Annotated in this window: 22 protein-coding genes; 12 read left to right on the forward strand and 10 right to left on the reverse strand. The window is 75.5% G+C overall.

All coding sequences use genetic code 11. The annotated features are described in order from the left end of the window. Positions 1-37 precede the first annotated feature (37 nt). Together ACR80Q_RS00645 and ACR80Q_RS00650 are read left to right on the forward strand one after the other, a co-directional pair. Positions 38-1300: a saccharopine dehydrogenase family protein gene (locus tag ACR80Q_RS00645; protein WP_435375600.1), complete on the forward strand. Its 1263-nt coding sequence runs from the start codon at positions 38-40 to the stop codon at positions 1298-1300. Further along, the gene (locus ACR80Q_RS00650) at positions 1260-1403 is read left to right on the forward strand and encodes a hypothetical protein (protein ID WP_435375601.1); all 144 of its coding nucleotides are present in this window, start codon (positions 1260-1262) and stop codon (positions 1401-1403) included. The genes ACR80Q_RS00645 and ACR80Q_RS00650 overlap by 41 nt, the downstream gene beginning before the upstream one ends. Positions 1404-1418: 15 nt before the next feature. Here ACR80Q_RS00650 and ACR80Q_RS00655 read toward each other — a convergent pair whose 3' ends face one another. The 6 genes from ACR80Q_RS00655 to ACR80Q_RS00680 are packed head-to-tail and all read right to left on the reverse strand — an operon-like array spanning position 1419 to position 7310. Continuing rightward, positions 1419-2462, reverse strand: a complete 1044-nt coding sequence (locus tag ACR80Q_RS00655) for a 5-oxoprolinase subunit C family protein (RefSeq protein WP_435375602.1) — start codon at positions 2460-2462, stop codon at positions 1419-1421. Beyond that, complete coding sequence (locus tag ACR80Q_RS00660) at positions 2459-3097, reverse strand: 5-oxoprolinase subunit B family protein (RefSeq protein ID WP_435375603.1); 639 nt, start codon at positions 3095-3097, stop codon at positions 2459-2461. The genes ACR80Q_RS00655 and ACR80Q_RS00660 overlap by 4 nt, the downstream gene beginning before the upstream one ends. Continuing rightward, positions 3097-3870, reverse strand: coding sequence for a LamB/YcsF family protein (locus tag ACR80Q_RS00665; protein WP_435375604.1), 774 nt, complete (start codon positions 3868-3870; stop codon positions 3097-3099). Before ACR80Q_RS00665 ends, ACR80Q_RS00660 begins: the two co-directional genes overlap by 1 nt. A gap of 43 nt (positions 3871-3913) precedes the next feature. Beyond that, the gene (gene mmuM / locus ACR80Q_RS00670; protein WP_435375605.1) at positions 3914-4894 is read right to left on the reverse strand and encodes a homocysteine S-methyltransferase; all 981 of its coding nucleotides are present in this window, start codon (positions 4892-4894) and stop codon (positions 3914-3916) included. Continuing rightward, positions 4891-5736, reverse strand: a complete 846-nt coding sequence (locus tag ACR80Q_RS00675) for a hypothetical protein (RefSeq protein ID WP_435375606.1) — start codon at positions 5734-5736, stop codon at positions 4891-4893. Before ACR80Q_RS00675 ends, mmuM begins: the two co-directional genes overlap by 4 nt. Then, positions 5733-7310, reverse strand: a complete 1578-nt coding sequence (locus ACR80Q_RS00680; RefSeq protein WP_435375607.1) for a phytoene desaturase family protein — start codon at positions 7308-7310, stop codon at positions 5733-5735. Before ACR80Q_RS00680 ends, ACR80Q_RS00675 begins: the two co-directional genes overlap by 4 nt. Positions 7311-7389: 79 nt before the next feature. Here ACR80Q_RS00680 and ACR80Q_RS00685 point away from each other — a divergent pair, with 79 nt between their 5' ends. Next, the gene (locus tag ACR80Q_RS00685) at positions 7390-8598 is read left to right on the forward strand and encodes an AI-2E family transporter (protein WP_435375608.1); all 1209 of its coding nucleotides are present in this window, start codon (positions 7390-7392) and stop codon (positions 8596-8598) included. A gap of 380 nt (positions 8599-8978) precedes the next feature. Here ACR80Q_RS00685 and ACR80Q_RS00690 read toward each other — a convergent pair whose 3' ends face one another. Beyond that, on the reverse strand, positions 8979-10157 hold the full coding sequence (locus ACR80Q_RS00690; protein WP_435375609.1) for a kynureninase/PvdN C-terminal domain-containing protein: 1179 nt from the start codon (positions 10155-10157) through the stop codon (positions 8979-8981). Then, positions 10157-10930, reverse strand: a complete 774-nt coding sequence (locus ACR80Q_RS00695; RefSeq protein WP_435375610.1) for a tryptophan 2,3-dioxygenase — start codon at positions 10928-10930, stop codon at positions 10157-10159. Before ACR80Q_RS00695 ends, ACR80Q_RS00690 begins: the two co-directional genes overlap by 1 nt. Before the next feature lie 35 nt (positions 10931-10965). On the opposite strand from ACR80Q_RS00695, the gene ACR80Q_RS00700 reads away from it, so the two are divergent. Beyond that, positions 10966-12396, forward strand: coding sequence for a serine hydrolase domain-containing protein (locus ACR80Q_RS00700; protein WP_435375611.1), 1431 nt, complete (start codon positions 10966-10968; stop codon positions 12394-12396). Positions 12397-12498: 102 nt separating this feature from the next. Here the strand turns inward: ACR80Q_RS00700 and ACR80Q_RS00705 are convergent, their stop codons facing one another. Together ACR80Q_RS00705 and ACR80Q_RS00710 are read right to left on the reverse strand one after the other, a co-directional pair. Beyond that, positions 12499-13209, reverse strand: coding sequence for a hypothetical protein (locus tag ACR80Q_RS00705; protein WP_435375612.1), 711 nt, complete (start codon positions 13207-13209; stop codon positions 12499-12501). 79 nt (positions 13210-13288) lie between these two features. Next, on the reverse strand, positions 13289-14698 hold the full coding sequence (locus ACR80Q_RS00710) for a vanadium-dependent haloperoxidase (protein WP_435375613.1): 1410 nt from the start codon (positions 14696-14698) through the stop codon (positions 13289-13291). Positions 14699-14938: 240 nt separating this feature from the next. Here ACR80Q_RS00710 and ACR80Q_RS00715 point away from each other — a divergent pair, with 240 nt between their 5' ends. The 8 genes from ACR80Q_RS00715 (at position 14939) to ACR80Q_RS00750 (ending at position 23060) form a co-directional block, all read left to right on the forward strand. Further along, a complete protein-coding gene (locus tag ACR80Q_RS00715; protein WP_435375614.1) occupies positions 14939-15469 on the forward strand; it encodes an NfeD C-terminal domain-containing protein in 531 nt (176 codons plus the stop codon). Continuing rightward, positions 15469-17025, forward strand: a complete 1557-nt coding sequence (locus tag ACR80Q_RS00720; RefSeq protein WP_435375615.1) for a flotillin family protein — start codon at positions 15469-15471, stop codon at positions 17023-17025. The genes ACR80Q_RS00715 and ACR80Q_RS00720 overlap by 1 nt, the downstream gene beginning before the upstream one ends. Before the next feature lie 11 nt (positions 17026-17036). Continuing rightward, positions 17037-18131, forward strand: a complete 1095-nt coding sequence (locus ACR80Q_RS00725; RefSeq protein WP_435375616.1) for a DUF2332 domain-containing protein — start codon at positions 17037-17039, stop codon at positions 18129-18131. Then, complete coding sequence (locus ACR80Q_RS00730; RefSeq protein WP_435375617.1) at positions 18128-18481, forward strand: hypothetical protein; 354 nt, start codon at positions 18128-18130, stop codon at positions 18479-18481. Before ACR80Q_RS00725 ends, ACR80Q_RS00730 begins: the two co-directional genes overlap by 4 nt. Beyond that, a complete protein-coding gene (locus ACR80Q_RS00735) occupies positions 18478-19653 on the forward strand; it encodes an FAD-dependent oxidoreductase (RefSeq protein ID WP_435375618.1) in 1176 nt (391 codons plus the stop codon). The genes ACR80Q_RS00730 and ACR80Q_RS00735 overlap by 4 nt, the downstream gene beginning before the upstream one ends. Continuing rightward, positions 19650-20522, forward strand: a complete 873-nt coding sequence (locus ACR80Q_RS00740; protein WP_435375619.1) for a spermidine synthase — start codon at positions 19650-19652, stop codon at positions 20520-20522. The genes ACR80Q_RS00735 and ACR80Q_RS00740 overlap by 4 nt, the downstream gene beginning before the upstream one ends. 76 nt (positions 20523-20598) lie before the next feature. Then, positions 20599-22098: an arylsulfatase gene (locus ACR80Q_RS00745; RefSeq protein WP_435375620.1), complete on the forward strand. Its 1500-nt coding sequence runs from the start codon at positions 20599-20601 to the stop codon at positions 22096-22098. Further along, positions 22095-23060, forward strand: coding sequence for a formylglycine-generating enzyme family protein (locus tag ACR80Q_RS00750; protein ID WP_435375621.1), 966 nt, complete (start codon positions 22095-22097; stop codon positions 23058-23060). The genes ACR80Q_RS00745 and ACR80Q_RS00750 overlap by 4 nt, the downstream gene beginning before the upstream one ends. Positions 23061-23093 lie beyond the last annotated feature (33 nt).

Below are 23093 nucleotides of genomic sequence, written 5' to 3' on the forward strand. Positions count from 1 at the left end.
GACGGGCGGGCGCCGCGACGGTGCGTACGGTGGCGTGATGGCCGTCCAGGAGTCCCGCGAGCTCGACGTCGTCGTGCACGGTGCCACCGGCTTCGCGGGCAGGCTCGTGGCCGCGCACCTGGTCCGCCACGCCCCGGACGGGGTGCGGGTGGGGCTGTCCGGTCGGTCGCCGGACCGGCTCCGTGAGGTCCGCGACGGTCTCGGTGACCGCGCCGCGGCCTGGCCGCTACTGGTCGCCGACGCCCAGGACGACGCGGCCCTGCGCGACGTGGCGCGGCGCACCCGGGTCATCGCCAGCACCGTCGGCCCGTACGAGCGCTTCGGGCTGCCCCTGACGAGGGCCTGCGCCGGCGAGGGCACCGACTACGTCGACCTCACCGGCGAGGTGCTGTTCATGCGGGCCAGCATCGACGCCAACCACGCGACCGCGCAGCGCACGGGCGCGCGGCTGGTCCACGCCTGCGGGTTCGACTCCGTGCCGTCCGACCTGGGGGTGCTGCTGCTCGCGCGGGCCGCGGCCACGCACGGGCTGGGCGAGCTGGGACGGACGCGGTTCGTGCTGACCGGCGCGTCCGGCGGGTTCAGCGGCGGGACCGTCGACTCCCTGCGGGCGCAGGTGGACCGGATGCGCTCCGACCGGCAGGCGCGTCGCCTGGTCGCCGACCCGTACTCGCTCAGCCCGGACCGGGGCCGCGAGCCCGACCGCACCGTGGACGGCCCGGGCGACGGCCCCGACTCCTGGGGGGTGACCTGGGACGAGGACGCCGGTCGCTGGCTCGCCCCGTTCGTCATGGGTCCGGTCAACAGCCGGGTGGTGCGGCGCAGCAACGCCCTGTCCGACTACTCCTACGGGCGCGGCTTCACCTACCGCGAGTCGGTCGGCCTGCCGGGGCGGGTCCTCGGTGCGCCGCTGGCGGCCGGGCTGGCGGTCGGGACGAGGGCGCTAGGGCTCGGCATGGCGCTGCCCCCGACGTGCCGGCTGCTGGACAAGGTACTCCCGGCGGTGGGGACGGGTCCTCGGTGCGCCGCTGGCGGCCGGGCTGGCGGTCGGGACGGGGGCGCTGGGGCTCGGCATGGCGCTGCCCCCGACGCGCCGGCTGCTGGACAAGGTGCTCCCGGCGGTGGGGACGGGGCCGGACGAGAAGGCCCGCGAGGCGGGGTACTTCTCGGTCCGGCTGCACTCCCGCACCAGCACCGGACGCCTCGTGCAGGCGACGGTGTCCTCCCCGGGCGACCCCGGCTACGCCGCCACGGCCCGGATGCTCGGCGAGAGCGCGCTCGCCCTGGCGCTCGACCGTGACCGGTTGCCCGAGGCGGCCGGTGTCCTGACGCCCGCCACGGCCCTGGGCGAGGTGCTCGTGGGTCGGTTGCGCGATGCGGGGATGACGCTGCAGGTGCTCTGAGCGCCTCGGCGGGCCTCAGCGCGTGAACCGGACGACCTGCCCGGGGCGGGCCTGGGCGAGCCGGTCGACGTCGGACCGGGGCTCGTCGTCCCGCACGTAGGCCACCACCGGGTAGCCCCCGGTCACGGGGTGGTCGGACAGGAACACCACGGGCGTGCCCGACGGCGGGACCTGCACGGCGCCCCGCAGGACGCCCTCGCTCGGTAGCTCGGCGGACCCCGTGACCTCGTCGCGGACCAGCGGACCCCCCTGCAGCCGGACGCCCACGTGGTCACTCTCCGGCCCCACCACGCGCGCGACGTCGAGCAGGGCCGGCCAGGCGTGAGCGGTGCAGCGGTCCAGGCGCGGACCGGGGACGACCCGCACGCACACCAGGTCCGCGGGCGGGGGCGGCACGGCGGCGAGGTCGATCCCCGGCATCGGTGGGCTGGCCGGGCCCACCACGCGCCCGACGTCGAGCAGGGCCGGCCAGGCGTGAGCGGTGAAGCGGTCCAGGCGCGGACCCGGGACGACCCGCACGCGCACCAGGTCCGCGGGCGGGTGCGGCACGGCGGCGAGGTCGACCCCCGGCATCGGTGGGCCGGCCGGGCCCACGGGCACCTCGTCACCGGCGCGAAGCGGGGCCGGACCCAGGCCCGACAACGTGTCGGTGGACCGTGACCCCAGGACCGGCTCGACGTCGACGCCGCCGCGGACGGCGACGTAGCTGCGCAGGCCGACCGGGGGAGGCGTCAGGTGCAGGGTCCGTCCCGGCCGCAGCACGAACGGCGCCCCGAGCGGCGTGCCGCCGCAGGGCGCGCCCGTGACGGCCAGGGTGACGGGCCGGTCGCTCGTCAGCCGCAACCCGCCCAGCAGGACCTCCAGGGACGCGGCCCCCGGCTGGTTGCCCACCAGCCGGTTGCCCAGCCGGTAGGCCGCCCGGTCGCAGGCCCCGGACCGCGTCACCCCCCACGCCGCGTACCCGGTCCGGCCCTCGTCCTGGACCGTCGTGGCCGGCCCGCTGGCCAGCACGCGCAGCCGGGGCCCGGTGCCGGCGGCGCGTGGCCGCTGCGACGTCACGTCGCCACGAACCGCACCCGCACGCCGGGACGCAGCAGGGCCGGGGGATCGCGGTCCAGGTCCCACACCGTCGCGGTGGTGCGGCCGAGCAGCTGCCACCCGCCCGGCGAGGCGGTCGGGTAGACCCCGGTCCAGCCGTCGGCCACGGCCACGGAACCGGTCGGGACCCGGGGCCGGGGCTCGTGCCGGCGGGGCACCTGCCAGGTCGGCCCGGAGTCGGCGACCGCGTAGCCGAAGCCGGGGGCGAACCCGCCGAACGCGACCGTCCACGTGGTGCCGGTGTGCCGGGCCACGACGCCGTCGGCACCCCAGCCGGTGAGCCGGCCGACCTCGGCCAGGTCCTGCCCGTCGTAGACCACGGGCACCTCCACGAGCTCCGGCACCTCCGAGGGCTCCGGGGCCGGCACGACCGCCTCGACCGTGCCCCGACCGGCCACGGCGCGCACGCCGTCGGCGACCGCGGCCGCCGTGGTCGTCCTCGGGTCCAGGACGAGCAGGACGGTGCGGGCTGCGGGCACCAGGTCGACCACCCCGGGCAGGGCGGCGTGACGCAGCCGGGCGTGCAGGTCCATCACCTGCGGCAGGTCGTCGAGCTCGACGAGCACCCCCCGCGACCCCGACGGCAGCAGCCGCATCAGGCGAACGCCGACACGGCCACACCGGCCCGGTCCAGCGCCTCACGGACCCCGCGGGCGGTGGTGACGGCGCCCGGGGTGTCGCCGTGCAGGCAGAGCGACCGCGCCGTCACCTGCAGCGGCGCCCCGCCGATGTCCTCGACGGGCCGCCCGGTGGCCATGGCGAGGCAGCGTGCGACGACCTCGTCGACGTCGTGCAGCACCGCGCCCTCGACGCCGCGCGGCACCAAGGTGCCCTGCGCCGTGTACGCCCGGTCGCCGAACGCCTCGGTCACGGTCCGCAGGCCCGCCGCGGCCGCGAGGTCGAGGACGACCGATCCCGGCAGCCCCAGCAGCGGCAGCGTCGGGTCGACCGCCGCGACCGCCTCGACCACGGCGCGGGCCTGGTCGTGGTGGTGGACGATCGCGTTGTACAGCGCCCCGTGGGGCTTGACGTAGCGCACCCTCGCCCCGACCGACGCCGCCGTGCCGACCAGGGCCGCCACCTGGTAGACGACGTCGTCACGCAGCTCGTCGGCCGCGACGTCCACGAACCGGCGGCCGAAGCCCGCCAGGTCGCGGTAGCCGACGTGCGCCCCGATGCTCACGCCGCGCGCGTGCGCCGCGAGGCACAGCCGCCGCATCGTGCTGGGGTCCCCGGCGTGGAACCCGCAGGCCACGTTGGCGCTGGACACCACGTCCAGCAGCGCCTCGTCGTCGGTCAGCCGCCAGCGGCCGAACCCCTCGCCGACGTCGGCGTTCAGGTCGACGGTCGCTGGCGTGTCCTGGGGCATGGCAGCGATCATCCCGTGACCGGTGCGGCGTGTCCGGACGCCGTCAGCACGGTCGGGAGACCCCCGGCCCGTGCGCCGGCCCGTGCGCCAGCCCGTGCGCCAGCGCGGCCACCTGCTCGGGCCCCACCCGGCAGCAGCCGCCCACCAACCGGGCCCCGGCGTCGACCCAGCCCTGCGCCGCGGCCAGGTCCAGGTCGGGACGACCCGTCCAGCGGCGGGCGGCGCCGTCCCACACCTCCCCGCTGTTGGGGTAGACGACCACCGGCAGACCGGACGCCGCGGCCGCGACCGGGACGGCGGCCGCGACCCCCGACGGGTCGCAGCAGTTGACGCCGACCGCCAGCACCTCGGGGACGTCGCGGGCCATGGCGAACGCCTCCTCGGCGGGCTCGCCCCGGCGGGTGCGTACGACCGCGTCCTCCCCCACGACCGTGGTCAACGACAGCCACACCGGTGCACCGACGTCGCCCGCGGCCAGCAGGAGGGCCTCGACCTCGGCCAGCGCGGGCACCGTCTCCAGGGCCAGGACGTCCGCCCCGGCGTCGGCCAGCACGGACATGCGCTCGCGGTGGAACGCCCGCAGCCCCGCCACCGTCAGGGGGCGGCCGCCGTCGTGACCGGGGTCGAGGTACTCGCCGGTGTACTCCTGCCCGCCGGCCAGCACGGCCCCGTACGGGCCCACCGACCCGGCGACCCAGGCCGGTCGGCCCACCCGCTCGACGGCCTCCCGCGCGACCTCGACCGAGCGGGCGACCAGCGCCGAGGACTGCTGCGGGCCCAGGCCGAGCCGGGCGAAGCCCTGGGCCGAGGCCTGGTAGGACGCGCTCACGACGACCTGGGCCCCGGCCCGCAGGTAGTCCTCGTGCGCGTCGCGCACCGCGGCGGGGTCGTCCCGCAGCAGCCGCGCGGACCACAGGTCCCCGGTGAGGTCGTGCCCGCGCGCCTCGAGGTGGGTGGCCAGACCCCCGTCGAGCACGACCGGGCCCGCGAGGAGTGCCTCGCGCAGCCCGGTCACGTCGGTCACCGGACCGCCTCCAGGCCCCGGACGAGCGCGTCCAGGTCCGGGGTCGGACCACCGTCCGGCACCGCGAGGAACGGCAGCGCGGCGTGGTGCCCGCCGGACTCGACCGGACCCACGGCGCGACCCAGCTCGCGCAACCGGTCCAGCATGGCCGTCCGTTCCTGGTCGTCGGCCACCCGGCGCTGTACCACCGGGGCGTCCTCGGCGACCTGCACCCGGTAGCCCCGCGACCGCAGCTCGTCGGCCAGCGGCGTCAGGTCGACCCAGCGCAGCACCAGACCCGCGACCCACGGCCGGCCGGCGGTGCTGTCCAGCAGCCGCGAGAACGTGAGCGGGCCGACGTAGCCGACGCCGCCGGTGACCACGACGCCCCCGGCGTCGCGGAACGGGGAGAGGTCCACGGCAGGGTCGGCCTCGACGTCACCGGCGACCGCGGCGCTCAGCAGACCGGCGTCGACGCCGTACCCGACCGCAGGCGCGGAGGCGTCCAGGCCGAGGACCGGGAGGGCGGACGAGCGGCGACGGGTGGCGTAGAAGTCCCGGTCGCGCGCCGCGAGCTCGTCCCGGGACAGGCTGGCCGCGACGTCGGCGGTGTAGTGGTCGAACAGCTCCTGCCCGCTCAGGTGGTGGTTGAGGACCGCGGCGTCCTGCCCGTAGGACGCGCAGACGTCCACCAGCGACCCGGGGTCGCCCATCGCGTCGACCACCCGGCGGTAGAGCTCGCCCCCCGCGGCCAGCACCCGGTAGTCCTGGGTGGCGAAGTAGCGCATGTACGGGCGTGGGTCCGGGCTCGTGTAGAGCTCGCTGAAGTCCTTCTTGCCCGGGGTCGTCGGGGTGGCGGTCATGACTGCTGCAGCGCCGCCATGGCCGCCGATCTTCCGGGGATGCCGCTGACGCCACCGCCGCGCCTGGCCCCGGCCCCGCCCAGCAGGACCCGGTCGTGCGCCGTGGCCACGCCCCAGGTGCCGACGTCGCCGTCGCGCTCGGCCCAGGGCCACGACAGGTCCCGGTGGAAGATGTGCCCGCCCGGCAGCCCCACGTCACCCTCCAGGTCGACGGGCGTGCGGACCTCCAGGCACGGACGCCCCTGCCCGTCGGTGAGCAGCACGTCCTCGACCGGCTCGGCCAGCACCGACCCGATCGAGGCCAGCGTCGCCGCGAGCGCCCGCTCGCGGGCCCCGTCCGGGTCGTCGCGGAACAGCCGGGCGGGCATGTGCAGCCCGAACAGGGTCATGGTGTGCACGCCCTGCTCCCGCAGCCCCGGACCCAGGATCGAGCGGTCGGACAGGGTGTGGCAGTAGACCTCGCACGGCGGCAGGTCCGGGATCCGGCCCGCGGAGGCCTGCGCGAACGCCGTGGCCAGCTGCTCGGCGGTCTCGTTGACGTGGAACGTGCCGGCGAACGCGTCCTCGGCGCTGACGGCCTCGTCGCGCAGCCGGGGCAGGCGGCGCAGCAGCATGTTGACCTTGAGCTGGGAGCCCTCGGGGGTGGCGTCGCTGACCGGGTCCCCGGCCCCGCCGTGGTCCTCGGCGCCGGCCGCGGCCAGCGCGCGGTCCAGTGCGGCCGGTGCCCCGGCCCACACCACGCGGTCGGCGGTCACGACCTGCTCCGTGCCGTCGACGTCGACCACGAGCCGACCGGCCGGGTCCAGCTGCACCACCCGTGCCCCGGTCCGCAGGTCGGCGCCGGCGTCGCGGGCGGAGCCGGCGAGCGCCCCGGAGACGGCGCCCATCCCCCCGACGGGCACGTCCCAGTCCCCGGTGCCGCCGCCGATCACGTGGTAGAGGAAGCAGCGGTTGGCGAGCAGGTCCGTCGCCGGGTCGGCGAACGTGCCGATCAGGGCGTCGGTGAGGGCGACACCACGCACCAGGTCGTCCTGCACGGCCTCGGCCACCCCCACGCCGACGGGCCGGGTGACCAGCAGGTCCCAGATCTCGTCGTCACCCACGCGCGCCCGCGCCTGCTCGCGGGACAGCAGCGGCTCGGTCACCGTCGGCCAGAGCGCCTCGGCCGCGCGGGCGGTGCGGGCGTACAGCCGGTCCCAGCCGCGCCGGTCGCCGCCGGCGCCGATGCGCTCGAACGACGCGGTGGTGGCGGCGTCGTCGTCGGTGACCAGCAGGCCCGACGTCGCCCCGCGCCGGGGGTCCGGGGTGTAGGAGGACACCCGGCGGCGGACCAGGCGCAGGTCGAGCCCGAGCTCGGTGCGGACCTGCTGCGGCAGCAGGCTGACCAGGTAGGAGTAGCGCGACAGCCGCGCGTCCACCCCCGGGAAGACCTGCTCGCTGACCGAGGCGCCGCCCAGGTGGTCGGCCTGCTCCAGGAGCAGGACCCGTCGACCGGCTCGGGCCAGGTACGCCGCGGCGGTCAGCCCGTTGTGGCCGCCCCCGACGACGACGACGTCGTGGTGGGTGCTCTGCATGCGTCCATCCTGCCCGCCCCCGGGACCCGGGCGCCCACGTCGAGGGTTCATCGCACCCCGCGCGGGTACGTTCGCCTGCATGGACCGACCGGACACCAAGGCACGCTGGCACGACGGCTTCGGCCGGATCGCCACGCGCAGCGCCCAGACCCTGCTCGTCCTCGCCATGGTGGTGGTGGTGACCTTCGTCGGGGTGCAGCTGCGACTGGTGGTGGTCCCGGTCCTCATCGCCGTGCTGATCGCGGCCGCCGCCACGCCCCTGGTCGACCTCCTCGACCGTCGGATGCCACGCCTGGCGGCCGTCTGGACCACGCTGGTCATGGGGCTCGCGGCCCTGGGGGCGGTGGCCTGGCTGGTCGGCGACTCGGTGGCGGAGCAGTTCGACGAGCTGCGTGAGGGGGTCACGGACGGGATCACGCAGCTGCAGGAGTACATCGCCTCCGGCCCGTTCGGCCTGCCCGCCACGGACGTCGGTGACCTGACCGAGCAGCTGCAGGGCGTGCTCCAGGGCTCCGCGGTGCAGTCGGGTGCCGTCACCGGGGCCACCGCGGTCGCCCAGGTCGCCACCGGTGTCGTCCTCGCCCTGGTGGTGCTGTTCTACCTGCTCAAGGACGGGCGGCAGATGTGGGCCTTCTTCCGCGACCAGCTGCCGGAACGGACCCACGCGAGGTTCGACCTGGTGGGGACGCGCTCCTCGTCGGTGCTCGGTGGCTACGTCCGCGGGACGGCGGTGGTGGCGCTCGTCGACTCGGTGCTCATCGGTGTCGGTCTGCTGATCCTCGGCACCCCGCTCGCCCTGCCGCTCGCGCTGCTCGTGTTCGTCGGTGCCTTCGTGCCGATCATCGGGGCCGTGGCGGCCGGTTCGGTGGCCGTCCTGATCGCGCTGGCCCTGCAGGGCCCGGTCGAGGCGCTGATCGTGCTCGGCATCGTCATCGCGGTGAACCAGATCGAGGGCAACTTCCTCGCCCCGATCGTCCTGGGTCGCAGCCTGTCGCTCCACCCCCTCGTGATCCTGCTCGCCCTGGCGGCGGGGTCGATCGTGGCCGGCATCGTCGGCGCCATCCTGGCGGTGCCGTTCGCGGCGGTCGCCTGGGCGGCGGTCCAGGCCTCGCGGGAGGCCGACGCGGAGGAGCGCGCCATGGACGCGGCGGTCACGAGGTCGAGGGCGCCCGACGACCCGGCCCTCGCCGACGCCCGAGAGGTCGAGGGGCGCCGGGTCGAGCAGGACGCCAAGCAGGGGCGGCGCTCGCTGGCCGACCGGGTCCGGGCCCGCCTGGACCGCCCCTGACCCAGGCGCCGGCCGGCGCCGCCGCGCGCACCGACCGGGTCCGGGCCTGCCTGGACCGCCCCTGACTCAGGCGCCGGCCGGCGTCGCCGCGCGCACCGACCGGGTCCGGGCCTGCCTGGACCGCCCCTGACTCAGGCGCCGGCCGGCGTCGCCGCGCGCACCGACCGGGTCCGGGCCTGCCTGGACCGCCCCTGACTCAGGCGCCGGCCGGCGCCGCCGCGCGCACCGACCGGGTCCGGGTCGCCCCGTCGGGGCCCGCGCCGTACCGCCCAGCGACACGGCACGCAGGCTCGACGGTCATGGAGCCGGGTCGACCGGTGGCCCGTCGCTGCCCGGTACGCGGGCGCGCCGGTCCCGGACGCGGGCGCGCCGGAACCGGGTCAGAGACCTCGGAGGGCCTCGGCCAGGAGGGCGACGGCCTCGTCCAGCTGGTCGTCGCGGAGGTACGGCGCGGGGCCGAGACGGAGCACGTCGCCGCGGTGGTCGGTGAGGACGCCGCGCTCGCGCAGCGCCGCCTGCAACGGCCCGGCGTGAGGGGTGCGCAGGGCCAGGAAGCCCGCTCGCAGGTCGGGGTCGGGCACCACGACCTCGAGCACCGCCGGATCGACGTCCAGGGCCGTCACGGCGCTCGCGAGCCGCCCGACCTGGTGCCGGCTGACCTGTCGCAGCCGAGGGGGCGTGAGGCCCTGGGCGTCGAAGAACTCCAGCACCCGGGCGGCGCGGTAGTGGCTGGTCGGGTCGTAGGTGGACCCGGCGAACCGTTCGGGGCCGGGGCCGTAGCCGACCTCCCCGGCGGGGGTGGTCGCCAGGTCGGCGAACTCGGCGAACCAGCCCGTGACGACCGGGCGCAGCTGCGACCCGGCCGGCCGGCGCAGGAAGCAGGACCCCTCGCCGTGCTGCAGGTACTTGTAGCCGCCGCCGACCGCGAACGCGTCGAGCAGGTCGTCGTCGCCCAGCGACCAGTCCAGCGCCCCCAGCGCGTGGTAGGTGTCCACGACCAGCACCGTGCCGTGGCGCCGGGCCGCGGCCGCGGTCGCGGCCAGGCCCGGGACCACCGAGGCCGTGCCGAACAGCACCTTGGACACCAGCACCATCGCCGTCCGGTCGTCCACCCGCGCCGCGACCCGCTCGGCCAGGGTCGCCACCGGCTGCGCCGGGACCCGGACGACCTCCACCCCGGTCTCGGCGAGGCGGGCCAGCTGCCGGCGCGCGGAGTGGAACTCCCCGTCGGTGGTCACGACCCGCGGCCGGGCGGCCCAGTCCAGCGCGGACATCAGCCGGACCAGCAGGGTGTGGGTGCTGTCGCCCAGCGTCACCACCCCCGAGCCGTCGTCACCGAGCCAGCGCAACCAGCCGTCCTGAACCCGCGTGGCCTTCGCGAACGCCCGCTCCCACTTCTCGTCCACCAGCGCGGTCGCGTCGTCGAACGCCTCGAGCTGCCCGTCGCGGGCCACGTCGGGCCAGGCCTGGTGGCTGTGCCCGGTCAGCAGCAGCCGCTCGTGAACCCGGGCGGCCCGGTAGTGCTCGGCCAGCGCCCGCGGGTCGTGCGGGGCGTCCATCAGAACCGGCTCCGGATCGACCACAGCAACGGGAACGCGGGCCGCAGCGTGGACCGCAGGTAGGCCGCCCCGTCGGAGCCGCCGGTCCCCATCTTCGCGCCGATGGTCCGCTCGACCATCTTGACGTGGCGGTAGCGCCACTCCTGGAGGCCCTCGTCCAGGTCGACGAGGCTCTCGCACAGCCCGGCGGCGTCCGGGTCGTGGTGGTAGAGGTCGACCAGAGCGTCCTCGACGGCGGCCTCGTCACCGGGGTCGACCGGGTGCCCGGTGCGCGACAGGTGGGCCAGCAGCGCGTCCCACAACGACGGGGCGTCGAGGCGGGCCTGCAGCCGGCCGCGGGCCTCGTCGTGCTCGGCCCGACGCATGGCCGCGCGGTCCTTGAGACCCAGGACGAACTCGACCTCGCGGAACTGCGCGGACTGGAAGCCCGACCCGGACTCCAGGTGCGCACGGAACGACGCGAACTCCAGCGGCGTCATGGTCTCGAGCACGTCCAGCTGGCTGACGAGCACCTTGACGATGCTCCGGACCCGGCCGAGCGTGTGGCGGGCCCGGGCCCGGTCGTCGGTGCCGAGCAGGCGCACGACGCGGTCGAGCTCCCAGAGGATCTGCTTGAACCACAGCTCGTAGACCTGGTGGATGGTGATGAACAGCAGCTCGTCGTGCTCCGGCGGGTCCGAGCTGAGCCGCTGCAGGCGCAGCAGGTCGTCCACGCGCAGGTACGTCCCGTAGGTCAGGGGTGCCCCGTCGGTCCGGGACGTCTCGTCGGCCACCGGCCCATCATGGCCCTGCGGCAGACTCGGCCGCTGTGAGCGCACCCGACCTGACCCACGACCTCGTCCGCAGCACGACCGGCTACGTCGACTCCTGGTGGGCGTTCCGGCGCCGGCACCACCGGGTGCCCGGCGTGCAGGGGGCCGTCGGCCTGGACGGGCAGGTGCTGCTGAGCACCGCCCACGGCCTCGCCGACGTCGAGGCGGCCACGACCCTCACCACCGAGCACGTGTTCCGGGTGGCGTCGCACTCCAAGACCTTTACCGCGACCGTCGTGCACCAGCTGGCGGCCGAGGGGGTGCTGCGCCTGGACGACCGGTTGGACGCGTGGCTGCCGTGGACCGCGGACGCCTCGGCGGGGGTCGGGGCCGTGACGCTGCGGCAGCTGCTCAACCACAGCGCCGGTCTGGTCCGGGACGGCCTCGACGGCGACCAGTGGCAGCTGCGTCGGCCCTTCCACGACGAGGCCGACCTGCGCGAGGTGGTGCGCGACGCCGTGGTCACCGGCCCCGACGTGGCCTTCAAGTACTCCAACATCGGGTACGCCCTGCTCGGCCTGGTCGTGGCCTCGGCCACGGGGACCACGTGGGCGCAGGCCGTCCACGAGCGGGTGGTGGACCGGCTCGGGCTCACCTCCACCGCCGCGGACCTCGCCCCGGGCGACCCGCTCGCCGACCGGGTCGCCACGGGGTACACCTCGCTCGCCTACGCCGACGCGCGTGTCCCCGTCGACCAGGTCGGGACCCGGGCCATGGCGGCCGCGACGGGGTTCTGCTCGACCGCCTCCGACCTGCTCCGGTACGTGGCGGCGCACCGGGACGGCGACGGCGACGCGGACGACCCGCGGCTGCTGGACCCGCAGGCCCGCCGCCAGCTGCAGCACGGCTGGTGGGACGTGCCCGGCGCCCCGGGGGACGCCTACGGCCTCGGGATGGGCGTGAGCACGGTGGGCGAGCGGCGGCTGGTCGGGCACGGCGGCGGCTGGCCGGGGCACATCACCCGCACCCTGCTCGACCCCGGCAGCGGTCTGGCGGTGTCGGTGCTGACCAACGCCATCGACGGCCCTGCGCTCGAGCTGGCCGTCGGGGCGGTCAAGCTGGTGGACCTGGCCGCCACGCCCGGTCGGCACGCGCTGACGCCGCCGCAGAAGGACCTGGCCCACGCCTTCGTCGGCCGGTGGGCGACGCTGTGGGGGGTGCAGGACATCGCCCTGCTGGGGGACCGGCTGGTCGGCCTGAACCCGTCGCTCGCCGACCCGACGGCGGCCGTGGTCGACCTGGAGGTCGTCGACGCCGACACCCTGGTGATGGCCGCCGGGCCCGGCTACGGCGCGGTCGGCGAGCAGGTCCGGGCGACACGGGACGGCGCCGGGCGGGTGGCGACGCTGCGCACCGCGAGCGGCATGACGACCTGGCGCGCGGACGAGCTGCCGCTGCCGCGGCGGGTGACGCCCGGATCGATCTGACGGGGCGGACCTGACGGGCGCGATCTGACGGGCCGCCCTGATCGGTCCGACGGTCGGCGGGGGAGACGGCCGAAGGGGTCCGGGCCGCCTCCCCCGCGAGCGTCAGCGGTTGCGGACCCGGACGCGCGAGACCTCGACCCAGGTCGACAGCCGCGCGGAGGAGTACTCGCCCTCGGCGTCGTCGAACACCATCGGCCCGATCCGCCCGGTGACGGTCCCTTCCCGACCGGTCTGGCTGTAGGTCGAGGACCACGTCACGCCGCCGTCGCTGTACCGCGAGCTGTACCGCTCCACGAAGGTCCCGGTGCCGCCGGTGATCCGGATGTCCACGGCGGGGTTGCCCAGCGGGGTGCCGTGGTCGGTGACGGCCAGCGTGCCGGTGATGCGGGCGTTGCGGTTGCGCTTGTCCGCGACCACGGTGAGGTCGCCGTCCTCGATGGTGCGGAAGGCGACGACCTCGCAGAACGGGCCCTCGGGCTCCTCCTCCTCGCCGTGCCCGCCCCAGCCGTCGTCGGGGGTGACCCCCGGGGGGCACTCGAGGTCGACGACGTCGCCGTAGACGTACGTGCCGCTCCCGTCGCCGGGCGTCTCGACGCTCAGCCAGCCCTGGTGGTAGTTGCCCAGGACGCCACCCGGGAGCCGGCCGACCTCCTGCCAGCTCAGGCTGATGGAGCGGCCCGAGGACGCGTTGCGCTCGTTCTGCGGTGGCTCGAACACGTCGGCGGAGGCCGACGGTGCCGTGGTGAGGGCCAGGGCGAGGACGGCGCCGGTGGCGGTGAGGGCCGTCGCGAGACGGCGGAGGGTGCTGGGCATGGCGGTCTCCTGGGAGCTGGGTCGGGTGATGGGTCGTGACCGTGCGGCGGTGCTGGTCGGCGGTGCTGGTCCGGGGCTGTCAGCGGCGGGTGCGCAGGCGGTCGACGACGACCGCTCCGATCTGCTCGCCCTGGGCCAGGCCGGCCTCGATGCCCCACGGGTAGTGGATCCCGCCGAACAACCGCGAGCCGGCCGCCTCCAGGGCGGCGTCGGAGTAGGAGGAGAACCGGCGCGCGGGGTAGCCGCGGGCGTCGTGGGAGTCGTCGACGAAGGCGAAGGACCCCAGCAGGTCGGTGAGCACAACCGCGGCCGCGGCCGAGGACACCGAGTGCCCGGACGTGTGCTCCGGGAACTGCGGCGTGTTGACGAAGGACGTCCAGGTGGGGTCGACGTAGCGCTGCAGGTAGGTGATCGGGCGCAGCAGGTTGCTGCGGTACTTCTCGGTCCAGCAGGCCAGGAACGCGTCGTGCAGGACGACGCCGAGACGGACCAGCGCCTCGAGGGTGCGGTCCAGGCGAAGTCCCAGCTGGGCCGTGGTCTGCGACGCGATCATCATCCAGTGACCGGCGGGCAGACCGGTCGGGGTCCCGAGGGGCGGCGTGAACGAACCCGGGTTGTCGGTCCAGAACCGGGCGATCTCACGCTCCTCGTCGCCGTTGACCCGGCTCTGGGCCAGCACGGCCATGGCCTGGGCGTGGAAGGCGGAACCCGGGACGTCCGAGAACGGGACGTGCGGGGCCGCCTCGACCTCGTCCGTCGTGCGCAGGACCATCGGCCGGACGTCGGCGCAGTACGGCTCGATGGCGGGGCGGTAGTTGGGCGGGGTCGACTCCCACAACCACGGTCGACCCGTCGGCGGGGTGTACGTCCTGGCGGCGGCCTCGGCGTGGCCGTCGGCCTCCAGCCAGGCCACCAGGCCCGCGGCGACGGCGCGTCCGTGCACCAGCGAGGCCTGGATGCGGGCCGCGGGGGCACCCGCGGCCCGCCGGGACCGCAGGACGTCCGCGTGGGTGTCCGCGAGGACCCCCGCGGTCAGCGGCGAGCGACGGGGCAGCACGGCGGCCAGGACGTCGTGCGCGGCGACCGAGACGGCCGTGGCCCAGTCCAGGTCGCCGCGGCGGCGCACCGCAGGGCGCGTCGGCGCCAGACCGTTCAGGCGCCCCTCCAGCGTCAGGTGGTGCGGCATGCCGACGACCGCGGCCTGGTACATGGCCACGGCCAGGTGGGCGTAGGCCCGGGCGGCGGTGGGCGGGGTGAGGTTCTCCAGCAGGACGGCGCGGTAGGCCGCGCGGACCCAGGTGTGCGCGACGTCGGGCGCCGCCGTGGCCGCGGTGCCGGGACCCGCCGCGGCCGGGGCGGCACCGACGCCGACGACCGCAGCAATACCGAGACCCGTTATCAGGAAGCCTCGCCGACCGAGGTCGCCTCGCTGGACCATCTGCTCCCCCTGGACGTGCTCCCCGGCGCCACCCTCGTCGTGCGCTGGCACATCTGACTTCCCCGCGGGGGATCAGCGGTAGAGCGCGGCCCGAACGTTATCCGATCGTTACCGGTCGTCCGCGTGAACGGTGGTCGATCGGCCCGCACGGGTCGCCGGCCGCGGCGGTCGGGTGCAGTCGGGTGCTGTCGTCCACAGGGTCCCCGGACCCGGGCACCGACCGCTCGTCCTGTGCTTGACTGCTGGCTGCGGACGTCAGGGGGCCCGCCCCGGCGGGACAAGGGGGAGCAAGTGTCGACGTTCCTCGTCCTCGGTGGCGTCGGTCTGCTGCTCCTGGTCGTCACCCTGCTGCTGGGCGACCTGGTCGACGGTCTCGTCGACGGGTTCGGGCCGGACTGGCTGTCGGGCACGGCGGTCGCCGCCTTCCTCGCGGCGGTCGGCTTCGGTGGGGCGCTGGCCCTGCAGGCCGGCTCGTCCACCGGGGTCGCGACCGCGGTCGGGGTCGGCGCGGGCGCCGGGGCCGGTCTGCTGGCCGGTCTGCTCACCCGTTCGCTGACGCGCGAGGAGGACGGCTCCACCCCGCGCAGCAGCGCCCTCGTGGACGCCACCGCGACCGTGGTGTCCGACATCCCCGCCGACGGCTACGGCACGGTGTCGCTGGTCGTCGCCGGCCACCCGACGCGCCTGAACGCCCGCACCGCGGACGACCTGGCGGTGCGCACCGGCTCGGTCGTGCGCGTCAGCGCCGTCCTGTCCGCCTCGGCCGTCCAGGTCGAGCCCCTACCGGCGTCCGGTGACGCCGAGATCGGTGAGATCCCCTGATGTTCGGTCTCGACACCTCCCTCGTCCCGATCATCGGGCTGGTCGTCCTCGTCCTGCTCGTTGTCGTCGTCGTGGTCCGCCGCTACAAGGTGGCCGGGCCGGACCAGGCGTTCATCGTCACCGGGCGTCGGGGCAGCGGCACGACCGTCCCGGGCCAGGCCGACGTGTCCGGCCAGAAGGTCGTCCTGGGCGGCGGGGTGTTCGTCGTCCCGCTGGTGCAGAAGCTGCACATCATGGACATGTCGAGCCGTCGGATCCCGGTGCAGATCAAGAGCGCCGTGTCCGGGCAGGGCATCAAGCTCAACGTCGAGGGCGTCGCGATCGTCAAGGTCGGCGGCAACGAGGACTCGATCCGGGCCGCCGCCCAGCGGTTCCTGTCCCAGCAGGACGACATCACCCCCTACACGCAGGAGGTGCTGGCCGGTGCGCTCCGCTCCATCGTCGGTGCGCTGAGCGTCGAGCAGATCATCCGGGACCGGGCCGCCTTCGCGCAGCGGGTGGCCGACGAGTCCGAGAACTCCCTCACCGGCCAGGGCCTGGTCATGGACACCTTCCAGATCCAGGACATCAGCGACGACGGCACCTACCTCGCCGACCTGGGTCGTCCCGAGGCCGCGCGGCTGCTGCAGACCGCCTCGGTCGCCGAGGCCAACTCCCGGCAGGAGGCCGAGCAGGCCCGGATCCGGGCCGAGGAGCAGATCGCGATCTCCAACCGCGCGCTGAACCTCAAGCAGGCCGAGATCAAGGCCGAGACCGACGCCGCGGCCGCGCAGGCCGCCGCCGCCGGTCCGCTCGCCCAGGCCGACCGGGACCAGATGATCCTCGCCGAGCAGGAGAAGGTCGCCATCCGGCAGGCCTCGCTCACCGAGCGTCAGCTCGACACCCAGGTCCGCAAGCCCGCCGACGCCGAGCGGTACCGCGTGGAGCAGGAGGCCGAGGGCCGCCGCAACGCCGACATCTTCACCGCCGAGGCCCGCAAGGCCGCCTCGATCGCAGCGGCCGAGGCCAAGGCCGAGGAGACCAAGCTGTCCGGTGTCGCCGAGAAGGGCCGCCGGACCGCGCTCGCCGAGGCCGAGGCCATCGAGGGCATGCGCACCGGTGAGGCCGAGAAGGCCCGCCGTTCCGCCATCGCCGAGGCGGTCAAGCTCGAGGGTGAGGCCGAGGCCGCCGCGACCCTGGCCAAGGGCAACGCCGAGGCCGAGGCCATGCAGCAGCGCGCCGAGGCGTTCAGCCACTACAACGAGGCCGCCGTCCTCGACCTGTTCGTCAAGATCCTGCCCGAGGTGGCCCGCGAGCTCGCCTCGCCCATGGCCTCCATCGACAAGCTGACGGTGGTGTCGACCGACGGTGCGGGAGCGCTGCCGCGACAGGTCACCGACAACCTCGTGCAGACCCTCGAGCTGCTCAAGGGCGCGACCGGCGTCGACCTGCAGCAGATGATGGCCCGGGTGACCGAGAGCACGGGCACCACCTTCGCGCCGTCCTCACGCGGCACCGGCACCGGCACCGTGGCTCCGACGGGCTCGGCGGTGGAGCCGACGACCACCGAGGGCTGAGCGTGGCCGGGGTGGACGACGGGGCAGCGCCCCTGGTGCGCCACCTGCACGACCAGGCGCAGGCCTGCGCCGACATGGGCTCCCCGATGTACGCGGACCTGCTGCGGGCCTGCGCCGCCGACCTGCGCGAGGCAGGGGACCAGGACGTGCTCCGGGTCGTGCTCGCCGACCACCTGCACGCCCCCGGGCCGGCCGCCACCGGGATCAGGCTGCTCGGGGCGGTGCACCACCTGGTCCTGACGTCTCGGGCCCCCGGCCTGGCCGCCCACTACCCGAGCGTGGGTGGCACGCCGGGGCCCGGTCTGTGGCGGGCCTTCCGCGAGGCCCTGGCCGATCACCCCGACGAGGTCGCGGCGTTCCTGCAGGGCCCGCCCCAGACCAACGAGGTCGGTCGTTCCGCCGCCCTGGTGGGAGGGCTGATCCGGGTGCTGGCCGGTCGTGACCTGCCCGTGCGCCTGCACGAGATCGGCAGCAGCGCCGGGCTCAACCTCAACGCCGACCGCTACCGCGTCCAGGCGGGGCCGGGAGGGCCGTGGTGGGGACCGGCCGGCAGCCCGGTGCAGCTGGTCGACGCCTGGCGGGGCGCCGTGCCCGACGTGGGCGCCCCGCTGCACGTGGTGGAGCGCGTCGGCACGGACGTCGCCCCGGTCGACCTGGGCCGACCCGGTGCGGCCGAACGCCTGCTGGCCTACGTCTGGGCCGACCAGGGGCCTCGGGTGCAGCGCACCCGGGCGGCCCTCGAGGTCGCGGCGGCGCACCCGGTCGGCGTCGAGCGGCTGGACGCCGTGGCTGCCGTCGACCGGCTCGACCTGCGGCCCGGTCACCTGACCGTCCTGTGGCACTCGGTGATGTGGCAGTACCTGACGCGGGAGGACCAGGCGCGGGTGGGTGAGGTGCTGGCCCGGCTCGGCGCCACCGCCACCTCGGACGCCCCGCTCGTCGAGCTGTCCCTGGAGCCCGAGCGGCCCCGCCCGGGGGCGCACCACGAGTTCCTCGTCGCCGCCCGGACCTGGCCCGGCGGCGAGCGTGTCGTGCTGGGCACGAGCGTCGGCCACGGCGTCCCCACCCGGTGGCACCCAGGCCCGGTGCCTACCCTGGGGCGATGACGCGCCCCGCCGCACGCAGCCGGACCAGTCCCACCCCGACCCGCGTGGGGACGGTGGTCCCGACGGGGGTCGTGGCCGCCGGGTCGCTGGTCGCCGGGTTCGCCGTGGCCCAGGCCACCGACGTCCGGGCGCTGGGGGGTGTCGTGCTGCTCGCCGGCGCCGCGTGGTGCGGCACCCGGTGGTGGCGCCGGGGCCCGGTGCCGGCGGTCGGCCTGCTGGGCGGGTACGCCGGGGCGTTCGTCGGCAGCCACGTGCTGGCCCGGGAGATCGGGGCCTGGCCCTCGGTCCTCACGGTGTCGGCCGCCGTCGCCGCCGCGAGCTGGGTCGTCGCCGACCGCCACCGGTCGTGACGCACGCCCTGGTCGTCGGCGGCGGGGTGGCCGGTCTGCTGACGGTGCAGGCGCTGCTCGACCGGGCGGACGACCTGGCCGAGCGTCGGACCGACCACTCGGCCGGGCGACGGGCCCGGGCCGACGAGCCGCTCGCCGTCACGTGGCTGGTCCACCGGCCCGGGTACGGCACCGCGTCGCGCAGCGGCGGGCTCTCGCTGCGCTACGCCTCGGCCGACCCCCGCGGTGACGCCTGGACGTCGCGGTCCGCGGTCCTCGCGGCCGGGCTCGCCGCCCGGCACCCCCACCTGCGCCCGCACGTCGGCAGCACCCGTGCGCTGCTGCTGTCGCGACGCGCCCCGGTGCGCGGCTACCCCGGGCAGGTCGTCGACCCGGCCGGGCGCGGTCTGCCGCACGAGCACGGCCTGCTGCACGAGACCTCCCCCCAGTGGGACCCGTGCGGCCTGCTCCCGCGCTGGCCGCTCGTGCTGGCCGAGGACCCGCGCGTCCGGCTGCTCGAGATGCCCGAGCCGGTGACCTCGACCGCCGACCTGGCGGTGCTGCACGACCTGCACGGCGCCACCACCACGGTGGCCTGCCTGGGGCTGGGCGCCCACGTGCTCGGGGACACCCGGCTGGCCGGACGGCTGGGCGTGCTGCTGCGGGGTCCGCTGCCCGTCGGCTCGGTCCACGCCGAGGGGGCGGTCATCGACGACGACGACGAGCTGCGGCCGCGCTACACCGTGCCCCACGGCTCGTCGGGCCCGGACGGCTCGGGCCGCGAGGGGCACCTGCACGTCGGCGGCACCTACCTGCCGGTCGAGGACCCGGCCGACTGGGACGACCCGTCGCGGCTGGCCGGGCGGGCCCTGGCCGAGGTCCCCGCGCTGCTGGCCGACGTCGCGGAACGATTCCCCGACCTGGCCGGCTGGCAGCCGGACGGCCCGCCCTGGTGGGGCATCCGGCCCGTCCGCGACAGCGTCGCGCTTGGTCGCGTGGACCCCTCGCTGGTGGGCGGTCGGGACGTCGTCGTGACGCACGGCTGGGGCGGGTCGGGCTGGACCATCGGCCCCGCCGTCGCCGAGGAGATCGCGGTGTCGCTGCTGCCGGGGCCTGGGACCGGCCCGGGCGTCGACTCCCCACCGGGTCCGGCGTCCGACCCGCTGGCCGCGCACGGTCCCTGGCACCCGTGAGCCGTCCCGGACGCGGCCGCCGGCACGACGCGCAGCCCGACCCGGACGGGCCGTGGCCGGTGGCGGGGGGCACCGCGAGCCTGGTCAACGAGCCCGCGGGGTCCGACGGCTGGCTGCTGGCGGTCGACGAGGTCCCGCAGTCCCACGTCGACCTGGCCGACCCGACGGTCCTGGTCTTCGAGTACGTCCGGTGGATCGGGGGGCTCGTCGACTGCCTCGCCCCGGCGGGCGAGGACCTGCACACCGTGCACGTCGGGGTCGGGGCGGGGACGCTCGCCCGCTACGTCGCGGCCACCCGGCCCGGCTCACGGCAGGTGCTGCTCGACCCCGACGCGCCCCTGCTCGACCTCGTCCGGGAGCGGTTGCGGCTGCGCAGCGGGCCGTTCCTGAAGATCCGTGCCCAGGACGGCCGGGACGGTCTCGCCGGCTGCCGGCCGGCGTCCTTCGACCTGGTCGTCCGGGACGCGTTCGCCGACGCGGGTGTCCCGCCGTCGCTCACCACCAGGCAGTGGTGCGACGCCGTGACGGCCGTCCTCCGGCCGGGAGGCGTGCTGGCGGTCAACCTGCCCGACTCCAGCCCGTTCCCGCACACCCGGGCCGAGGTCGCCACGCTGCGCACCCGCTTCGCCAACGTCCTCGCCGTCGCCGAGCCCGCCACCCTGCGGGGACGGCGCACGGGCAACGTGGTCCTGGTGGCCTCCGACGCCGACCTGCCGGTCGCGACCTGGGGCAGGCGCCTGGCCGGTGACGCCGTCACCCCCGTACGGCTGATGACCCTCGACAAGGTGCGCGACCGGTTCGGCGGCGGCGCGCCGATCGACGACGCCGGGCCCTTCCTGGCCCCGCCGCCCAGGCCCCGGTTCCGGTAGGCCCGGACCCCGGACGCTCCCGGTTCACCCACCCGGGATGACCCGCCGGGGCCCCTGTCCGACGCAGACTCCATCCGTGACGGACCAGCCGAACATCCTTGTGATCTGGGGCGACGACATCGGTGTCTCCAACCTGAGCTGCTACAGCGACGGCGTGATGGGGTACCGGACACCGAACATCGACCGCATCGCCGAGGAGGGGGCGCGGTTCACCGACTACTACGGCGAGCAGAGCTGCACCGCCGGGCGGGCGGCGTTCATCACCGGGCAGAACCCCTACCGCACCGGCCTGACGAAGGTCGGCTTCCCGGGGGCCGACATCGGCCTGCGCGCCAAGGACCCCACCATCGCGCAGGCGCTCAAGGAGCAGGGGTACGCGACGGGGCAGTTCGGCAAGAACCACCTCGGTGACCGGGACGAGTTCCTGCCGACGGCGCACGGCTTCGACGAGTTCCTCGGCAACCTCTACCACCTCAACGCGGAGGAGGAGCCGGAGCAGCGCGACTACCCGAGCGACGAGGACTTCCCCGGTTTCCGGCAGAAGTTCGGCCCGCGGGGCGTCATCCACTCCTGGGCGGAGCCGGACGGCAGCCAGCGCATCGAGGACACCGGCCCGCTGACCAGGAAGCGCATGGAGACCTGCGACGAGGAGTTCCGGGACGCGGCGGCGGACTTCATCCGTCGCCAGCACGACGCGGGCACGCCGTTCTTCGTCTGGTTCAACACCACGCACATGCACTTCCGCACGCACACCAAGCCGGGGAGCCTGGGTCGCGCGGGACGGTGGCAGTCGGAGTACCACGACACGATGCTCGACCACGACGACCTCGTGGGGGACCTGCTGGGCCTGCTCGACGAGCTGGGTCTGGCCGAGGACACCATCGTCGTCTACTCCACCGACAACGGCCCCCACCTGAACACCTGGCCGGACTCCGGCATGACCCCGTTCCGCAACGAGAAGAACTCCAACTGGGAGGGCGCCTACCGGGTGCCGTGCGTCGTCCGGTGGCCGGGCCGCATCCCGGCGGGAACCGTGCTCAACGACATGATGAGCCACAACGACTGGTTCCCGACCCTGCTCTCGGCCGCCGGCAACCCGGACGTCGTCGAGCAGCTGAAGGCCGGCCACGAGCTGGGCGGCAGCAGCTTCAAGGTCCACCTGGACGGGCACGACCAGCTGGCCTGGTTGACGGGTGAGTCCGACGAGGGCGCGCGCAGGCACTTCTTCTACGTCTCCGACGACGGGGACCTGACGGCGATGCGGTTCGACGTCTGGAAGGTGGTGTTCCTCGAGCAGCGCGCCACCGGGACGCTGCAGGTCTGGGCGGAGCCGTACACCCAGCTGCGGGTACCCAAGATCTTCAACCTGCGGACCGACCCCTACGAGCGCGCCGACCTGACCTCCAACACGTACTACGACTGGCTCATCGACCGGGCCTGGTTGCTCGTCCCCGCCCAGGCGTACGCGGCGCGGATGATCGCGACCCTGGCCGAGTTCCCACCCACGCAGAAACCGGCGAGCTTCTCGCTCGAGCAGGTGGTCGCCAAGCTGACGGCCGGCATCGCCAGCGCATGACCGGTCGTCCCGCCCCCTCGACCCGCACCGTCGGACACGATCGCGGTGACGTCACGGTGGTCCGGGTGCCCGGGGGCGAGCTGCTCATGGGCTCCGAGGTCCACTACCCGGAGGAACGTCCCGCCCACGTCGTGCCCGTCGCGGCGTTCGGGATCGACCAGGACCCGGTCACCAACGACCGGTTCGCGGTCTTCGTGGCCGACACGGGGTACCGGACCGTGGCCGAGCGTCCCCTGGACCCCGACGACTTCCCCGGTGCCCCGCTCGAGAACCTCGCCCCGGGGTCGCTGGTGTTCACCCCGACGTCGGGGCCGGTCGACCTGCGCCACCTGAGCCAGTGGTGGTCCTGGGTCCCCGGTGCGTCCTGGTCGAGGCCGGAGGGCCCGGGCAGCGACCTGTCGGGTCGGGGCCGGCACCCGGTCGTGCACGTCGCGCACGAGGACGCCGCCGCGTTCGCCGCGTGGGACGGCGGGCGGCTGCCCACCGAGGCCGAGTGGGAGCACGCCGCGCGGGGTGGGCTGCGCGGCGCGGAGTTCACCTGGGGCGACGAGGCGCGTCCCGGCGGACGGATCATGGCCAACACCTGGGACGGGCCGGACTTCCCGTGGCGTCACACCGGTGGGTCCGGCTGGCGACGGACCTCACCGGTCGGCAGCTTCCCGGCCAACGGATGGGGGCTGCACGACATGGCGGGCAACGTCTGGGAGTGGACGGACGACTACTACGGCGGCCCTCACCAGGTGGCGGAGCCGTCGTGCTGCGTGACGGCGGGGCCGAGGGGCGTGCGGCGGGAGCAGAGCTTCGACCCGGCCCAGCCCCAGTTCCCGGTGCCTCGCAAGGTCATCAAGGGCGGTTCGCACCTGTGCGCCGACTCGTACTGCCGTCGCTACCGACCGGCGGCGCGCCGTCCGCAGATGGTCGACTCCGGGATGAGCCACATCGGTTTCCGCTGCGCCCGGTGAGGTCCTGAGCAGGGCGTGCGTGCCGTCCCACCC

Source organism: Aquipuribacter aurantiacus, assembly GCF_051216895.1.
Lineage (GTDB): Bacteria > Actinomycetota > Actinomycetes > Actinomycetales > JBBAYJ01 > Aquipuribacter.